Origin of the sequence: Enterococcus sp. LJL51 (genome assembly GCF_049894025.1) — a bacterium.
Classification (GTDB): Bacteria; Bacillota; Bacilli; order Lactobacillales; family Enterococcaceae; genus Enterococcus_L.
Genome location: NZ_JBNEQE010000017.1, coordinates 86923 through 93593 on the forward strand (window position 1 = coordinate 86923; position 6671 = coordinate 93593).

Genomic DNA, 6671 nt, shown 5'->3' on the forward strand with positions numbered 1-6671 from the left:
TTTGCTGCTCCTTTTCAGTTGATTTTCAATATGTATTTTCAAAAAATATCCTTTACCATTCTAATGACCTGAAGAGAATTTGTCCAGTATTTTCTGCTTATTTCCCAGTAATTTCTTCTTATATTCTGCTTCCTCTCATTTTTCTTGCTATTTAATTGAAAAAACCTTGACTTAACAAGCTTTTTAGCGATATAATGTTCTTTGTGTAAAATAATGCAGCAGAAAAATAATAGGCTCGTCAACAGTCCATTGCCTCAGTGTTTAGCTTTTAAGATAATGATATCTTATCCAGCTTTTCAGGTTCAACTGCGTAACCGCGGCTGCAAAGGTGAAGGTTGAAGAATGAACTGAACGAATATGAATTTTTCAGAAGATTATTTTACTCCAAAAACTTATTTTATTGGAGGAATTTTGAATGTCTCGTTATACAGGACCATCATGGAAAATCTCTCGTCGTCTAGGTATCTCATTATCAGGAACTGGTAAAGAACTAGCACGCCGCCCTTACAAACCAGGACAACACGGACCAAACAGCCGTGGCAAACAGTCTGAATACGGTTTGCAATTAACTGAAAAACAAAAATTACGTCATATGTACGGTATGAACGAACGTCAATTCGTTAACTTGTTCGTTAAAGCAAGCAAAATCAAAGAAGGTAAACACGGGGTTAACTTCATGATTCTGTTGGAACAACGTTTAGATAATGTTGTTTACCGTTTAGGTCTTGCAACTACTCGTCGTCAAGCACGTCAATTAGTAAACCATGGTCACGTTATGGTCGATGGCAAGCGTGTGGATATCCCTTCATACCATGTTGAAGTTGGTCAAGTGATTTCTATCCGTGAAAAATCTCAAAATATTGTGACTGTTAAAGAAGCAGTTGAAGCAATTGTTGGTCGTCCAGCATTTGTTAGCTTTGACACTGAAAAATTAGAAGGAAGCTTCACTCGTTTACCAGAACGTGATGAACTATATCCTGAAATCGACGAAGCTCTTGTCGTTGAATACTACAACCAAAAACTATAATCCCTTTGGGATTCTCAAAAACCCTCTGCTGTCTTTTCAGCAGAGGGTTTTTCTTACTTTTTAAGCAGATGATTAAGCTCTGCGCAGTTTTTCTTCGCTTCATATTTTGCATAGATATAGAACGCTACAAAGTGCAAAGCCAATGATAACACCAACATTCCAGGAATCCATGAGGCAATGTAGGCAAACATTTCCTCTGAAAACAGATAGACAGCTGCCAAACCAAATCCACTATTTAATATCGAAGATATTACTACATTAGCCAGCGGTTTAAAAGTTAAATACTGCCATAATCCTTTATATACCACTCCGCATAGAAATGCTATACTGGCCGCGACTCCAACTAGATTCCATAAATACATCACCTGGATTTTTTCCCCATTGAAAAAAATCGATAATAAACATACTATCCATAAAAATGAAGCAGTAAAAACTTGAAAAAATGACTGTCTTAAATCCTTTAACATGATAACGCCCTCCTAAATTCTTTGATGTAATGTCTGCTGATAATATATGTTGTGCCGTCCTTCATTAAGAGCTGAATCCGGGCATTCACCGAAGAAGTGAACTGCGCCACATGGTTTAGATTAATCAATGTTTGATTATTGATTCGCATGAATCGATTCGAACGAAATTCAACTTCCGCATATTTTAGCCTCTTTCCGTAAAGATACATATTGCCATTTTCTAACTTGAGATTACACATTCGATCTTCTGATTCAATACTGATAATCGACTGAACAGGGATTTGAATCTTCCGATTATTCACTGCATTAATAGCTGTAACTGTTTGATTGATCCCATTAATTGCCTGTTCCAGCTTGGGCCAGTCTTTTTGATGCTCCGGATTCGTCATAATCAGTACTTTGCCAACAGCTACCTCTTCCTGTGTTTGAAACTCTGTTTTCATTTATTCCCCTCCTACACAATCTATAATAAAAAACTTTTCGGATAAACGGTGTTTCAGAAGTAACTTCTTCGACAATAAGACGAAAATTCGCAAAAAGTTTGTGGAACACCAAGTAGGAAACAGTCAACATCGAATGGTTTACCTTCGTGTTTCCTGTCATTTTCGGAATTTTCGCCTTATTGCTTAGAATCACTGTGATTGCTCTTTGAGCAGAGCAGATGATGAAAAGTACCTACTTGGTGCTTAGAATCACTGTAATTGCTCTTTGAGCAGAGCAGATGATGAAAAGTACCTACTTGGTGCTTAGAATCACTGTGATTGCTCTTTGAGCAGAACAGATGATGAAAAGTACCTACTTGGTGCTTAGAATCACTGTGATTGCTCTTTGAGCAGAACAGATGATGAAAAGTACCTACTTGGTGCTTAGAATCACTGTGATTGCTCTTCGAGCAGAGCAGATGATGAAAAGTACTTATTTGGTGCTTTGCGCTGACCATTTCTGACTCAATCTCTTTAATCTGCCAACATTCATTTTTTCCTTTACAAAAAGAACATATGTTCTTATAATGGTTAATAGATAAAAAAAGCTGGGAGGAACACATATGAAATTGGTTGTCACAGAACGTCATTTGGGAGAAGGAATTTTCCCAACATTTACTGCTGGAACAAAGGTGACTGATATTGTACCATGTAGTCATTATAAGAATTGGTTAGGGGGAACTATCGAAGGCTATCAAACTTATTTTCCTCAGGACTATATTGATAAAGACACATTAATCCGAGATTACAATCCGACAGAATTAGCAATGGCAGAAAATAGTATTGTTGAATTATTAGAAGTTGTCTACGCTTGGGCTCTGATTCAGGACAAAAACGGTCACATTGGCTGGATGCCCTTCGAAAAGCTCAAATCACTATCCTTTACTTAAATATTGAAAGAGAGTCTCTATAAAAATATATTGGTCTTCTTCAGAATAAAACAATCGAAACTTTAAAAGCCAAGCTATTACATGACCACATTAAACATCTAGCCTATTGCATTGCTGCTCTGCGGTCCCTTGAAAGACACAGATCAGGAATCTGGGACACAAGTAAATTCCCAGACTTTTAGTATGATGGAAGTCCAAATAAATGGTGAGACAGAAAACAGGACTGGAACCTTAGCCAAGCCGGCTACGCTCCAGTCCTGAAATAGTTCTCCAACATCGATTCATATTTTGATACATAGTGAGAATTGCAAATGCAATGCCGGCTGAATTAAGGCGGGGTCTTTAACACTACTCACCATTCTAGCCAAACTTATGTCGACAAAATATTTTCTATAAAAACATCATCGGCTAGATACTTATCAGCTGCTTTCAGTTGTTTCTACTTTCCAATACGCCGTCTTTCATAACATACACTTGATCACAATATTCAATCAAGCGTTCATCATGAGTAACCATAATCGTTGCTTTATTCTTCTCTTTTGTTTCCCGCGCCAATATTTTCACCACTTCGAATGCTTTATCTGTATCCAAACTAGCTGTTGGTTCATCCGCCAAAATAACAGAAGGGTCGTTATACAGCGCCCGTGCGATGGCTACACGCTGACGTTCACCTCCTGAAATCTCATCTGGATACTTTTTCTTTAGAGCGGCTACACCCAGCTGTTCCAATAGCTGATTACCAGCCTCTGAGTTCGCTTTCTCCTTTTTCACTTTATCTACTAATTTTAGTTGTTTTTCAATAGATAGAAAAGGTACCAGATTCGAAGCTTGAAGAATAAAACCAATCTCTTTAAAACGAATAGCGGAGCGTGTCTTTTCTTTTTCTGAACTGAAGGACTGTCCGTTAATTTTTATTGTTCCTGCTGAAGGCGTTTGGAGACCGCCAGCCAAAGTTAAAAATGTACTTTTTCCTGAACCACTTGGTCCAATAATCGCTGTGAAGCTGCCCTTTTCTACAGAAAAGTTTGTCTTTTTTAAAGCAGAGATTTGTTCATCTCCATCTTGAAAGTTTTTCTCTACATCTATAAATTCTATCGCTTTCATTCTGTTCTTCCTCCTAACCTATCGCCTTCAGCGGATCAACTTTAACAATCGTCCGCACCGAGAACAGGGCTCCCAGTACTGCAACAATCAACATGGCACCTGCTATTCCGCCAAAAAATAATCCATTTACCTCAAACGGAACAGCTGCGGGCAATACCAAAGAAGTCCCAATGGAAGCTAGTAAGCCGCTGAAAATGCCAATAACGGCTAAAATGAAAGTCTGCGCAATCACTGATACTGAAATGTATTTGCTGGAAATCCCCTGAGCTTTCATCACCCCAAAAATACTGGTTTTCTGCAACGTCAATACATAGATAAAGATACCAATGACAATCGCTCCGATCACAATCAAGAAGCTAATCATAAAGCCAAAAGTCAAAACCTGTGCGCTATATCCTGAAAGACTATTGATAAATGTAGAGATATCGTATACCGACAACTCTTTATTATCTGTTTTTACTCCTAAAGTAGAATCATCTTTGCCCCTGACAACAATACCATTAATTTTCGCCTGATCATCAGGCAGTTCTTGTCCAAAGCGAATTTGCTGAAATTCTGAAATAGAGACATATAGTACCGGCGTTACTACATAGCGGGCATTTTCAGTAAAGCCGACAATTTTCACTTCCCGTTCACTCCCTGCCAGCTTCACTATTTCGTTTAGCTTCACTCCATCCTCTGTCTTTAAAGTAATGTCGGCTACCGCTTCATTCTCACTCTTAAACGCTCGACCCTCTACAATATTTGGCATAAGAAAACCGGCTGAATCAATTCCAAAAAAGTTAACGTCAACTTTTTCTTTATCCCCGTGTTCTCTCTTAATAATTCCTGCTGTTTGTGCAAAAGCTGCCTTCTCTTTTGCTTGAACATCATCTAGTGTCTGAATAGAAAGAGACGACATATTTAAGTTACCATTAGCCTCTTCCGAAAGCACAATACCATCTGCCTCCCATTTATCCACAGCCATTTTAAAATCTTCTGACAATCCATAAGCTAAACCTGTTAAAAAAAATACCAAGTAGGCAATTAAAAACATTACTCCTACAATCAATCCATACCTTAATTTAGAGTGCTTAATTTCGTTCCATGCTAAAAACATCGACTTCTCCCCTTCTCTTACTGCAGCAGACTCACTATCCTTGAAAGCGACAGAGTGTCTCCGGTAAAAAAGATTATACACAAACAGTGACACTTTGTCACTCCTTTTGCATTATTTCCTTTTTACTATCGTGAATCACTGCTATAATACATCTTTTATTCTATTAACGAGTATAACAAATCCACTTATTTCTCACAAAATAACTGCTTATAATTCAAAATATAATTTTTTTCTTTACTTTCTCAAAAACTTCTTTTATAGTATTGTTAACCACAAAAAAAACAAGGTTAACAAAGGTGTGTGAACATGAATTATTCATTACGGTCAACTATTTTGGCAGCAGAATTTGCTGCAATCATTGCAGTTTTTTCTCAATTAACAATTCCTTTTGGAATTATTCCGTTAACAGGTCAAACCTTAGCTGTTGGTTTAGCAGTCACTGTCCTGGGACGGAAAACAGGTACCTTTGCTATTCTAATTTATTTGTTGTTAGGATTGATTGGCCTTCCCGTCTTTTCTGGTATGAGCGGAGGAATCGGAGTACTTTTTGGTCCGACTGGCGGGTATTTAATCGGCTTCATTGTTAACGGACTAGTCACTGGCTATATTTTAGAGCGGACTTCTTTTACCTATTCTTGGGCAATCATTGGCAATATCGTTGGAGCAATGCTTACTTTAGTCTTTGGAACTATTTGGCTGAAAATTTATGGAGGCAGCGGCTGGATCGGCGCATTCCAAGGAGCTTTCCTGCCTTTCATAATTCCTGGTCTGATAAAAGCAATTTTAGCCGGCTATCTCGGCATTTTAGTAAGAAATAGACTGCAATTTCTAGTTCCTAAATCAGAAAACTCTATTCACAGATAGTAAAAAACACGGTATACTTAGTTCAAACGATTACAGGAGGTATGGAATGCTAAAGAAAAAAGGAATTATTCGCCATATCATTGAGCTAGGTATTATCTTTGGAGTTGTTTTGCTGTTGAGAGTATTTCTTTTTAATCCTGTAGAAGTAATTGGTACCTCTATGGAGCCCAACTACCATGAATCCGATCGCTTATGGCAAATGACTTTTATTGAACCTGAACGCTTTGATATTGCCACTTTTCCCAGTCCACGTACTGGCAATCTAATTGTCAAACGAATCGTAGGCTTGCCTGGCGACACTATCCGTTACGAGGATGATCAGTTATATATTAACGAGAAGGCATATGATGAAGCATATTTAGATGAATTTAAAGCACAGCTGGATGGTAATCAGCCGTTGACAAACGACTTTACTTTAGAGACATTAGATGCGACGCAGTCAGCAACTGTTCCTGAAGGAAAATACTTTGTTTTGGGAGATAATCGGCAAATTGCCGATGACAGCCGTTATTTCGGGTTTGTTGACAAGGACGATATTCAGGGGGTTGTCTATTTCCGCTTCTTCCCATTTAATAAAATTGGTGTCCAATAAGAACTGCTTTAGCACAAAAGGGAGTGGGACAATAGTCAGAAGAAAATCTGATTATTGTCCTACTTTTTTGATTTTAGGGTACACAAAAAGCACGCAACCGTGTAAGATTAAAGTGACTAAACCAAATCAAAAGGAGCGTGCTTTTA

At 38.0% G+C, this 6671-nt stretch carries 8 protein-coding genes; 4 read left to right on the top strand and 4 right to left on the bottom strand.

Features of this window, described 5'->3' with window-relative positions:
• The first annotated feature begins 415 nt into the window (after positions 1-415).
• Positions 416-1027, top strand: coding sequence for a 30S ribosomal protein S4 (gene rpsD, locus ACPWSO_RS14565; protein ID WP_426084306.1), 612 nt, complete (start codon positions 416-418; stop codon positions 1025-1027).
• 53 nt (positions 1028-1080) lie between these two features.
• On the opposite strand, the gene ACPWSO_RS14570 is transcribed toward rpsD, so the two are convergent.
• Complete coding sequence (locus ACPWSO_RS14570; RefSeq protein ID WP_426084307.1) at positions 1081-1494, bottom strand: hypothetical protein; 414 nt, start codon at positions 1492-1494, stop codon at positions 1081-1083.
• Positions 1488-1937: a LytTR family DNA-binding domain-containing protein gene (locus ACPWSO_RS14575; protein ID WP_426084308.1), complete on the bottom strand. Its 450-nt coding sequence runs from the start codon at positions 1935-1937 to the stop codon at positions 1488-1490. Before ACPWSO_RS14575 ends, ACPWSO_RS14570 begins: the two co-directional genes overlap by 7 nt.
• A gap of 602 nt (positions 1938-2539) precedes the next feature.
• On the opposite strand from ACPWSO_RS14575, the gene ACPWSO_RS14580 reads away from it, so the two are divergent.
• Entirely contained in the window at positions 2540-2866 is a 327-nt protein-coding gene (locus ACPWSO_RS14580; RefSeq protein ID WP_426084309.1) for a hypothetical protein, read from the top strand.
• Between the two features lie 429 nt (positions 2867-3295).
• On the opposite strand, the gene ACPWSO_RS14585 is transcribed toward ACPWSO_RS14580, so the two are convergent.
• A complete protein-coding gene (locus ACPWSO_RS14585) occupies positions 3296-3970 on the bottom strand; it encodes an ABC transporter ATP-binding protein (RefSeq protein WP_426084310.1) in 675 nt (224 codons plus the stop codon).
• Between the two features lie 13 nt (positions 3971-3983).
• Positions 3984-5069, bottom strand: a complete 1086-nt coding sequence (locus ACPWSO_RS14590; protein WP_426084316.1) for an ABC transporter permease — start codon at positions 5067-5069, stop codon at positions 3984-3986.
• A 306-nt stretch (positions 5070-5375) separates the two neighbouring features.
• On the opposite strand from ACPWSO_RS14590, the gene ACPWSO_RS14595 reads away from it, so the two are divergent.
• Positions 5376-5933, top strand: coding sequence for a biotin transporter BioY (locus ACPWSO_RS14595; protein WP_426084311.1), 558 nt, complete (start codon positions 5376-5378; stop codon positions 5931-5933).
• A gap of 46 nt (positions 5934-5979) precedes the next feature.
• Positions 5980-6525: a signal peptidase I gene (gene lepB, locus ACPWSO_RS14600; RefSeq protein ID WP_426084312.1), complete on the top strand. Its 546-nt coding sequence runs from the start codon at positions 5980-5982 to the stop codon at positions 6523-6525.
• Positions 6526-6671 lie beyond the last annotated feature (146 nt).

Coding starts and splice junctions, on each gene's coding strand:
- rpsD (WP_426084306.1), top strand. CDS start 416: ATGTCTCGTTATACAGGACCATCATGGAAAATCTCTCGTCGTCTAGGT.
- ACPWSO_RS14570 (WP_426084307.1), bottom strand. CDS start 1,494: ATGTTAAAGGATTTAAGACAGTCATTTTTTCAAGTTTTTACTGCTTCA.
- ACPWSO_RS14575 (WP_426084308.1), bottom strand. CDS start 1,937: ATGAAAACAGAGTTTCAAACACAGGAAGAGGTAGCTGTTGGCAAAGTA.
- ACPWSO_RS14580 (WP_426084309.1), top strand. CDS start 2,540: ATGAAATTGGTTGTCACAGAACGTCATTTGGGAGAAGGAATTTTCCCA.
- ACPWSO_RS14585 (WP_426084310.1), bottom strand. CDS start 3,970: ATGAAAGCGATAGAATTTATAGATGTAGAGAAAAACTTTCAAGATGGA.
- ACPWSO_RS14590 (WP_426084316.1), bottom strand. CDS start 5,069: ATGTTTTTAGCATGGAACGAAATTAAGCACTCTAAATTAAGGTATGGA.
- ACPWSO_RS14595 (WP_426084311.1), top strand. CDS start 5,376: ATGAATTATTCATTACGGTCAACTATTTTGGCAGCAGAATTTGCTGCA.
- lepB (WP_426084312.1), top strand. CDS start 5,980: ATGCTAAAGAAAAAAGGAATTATTCGCCATATCATTGAGCTAGGTATT.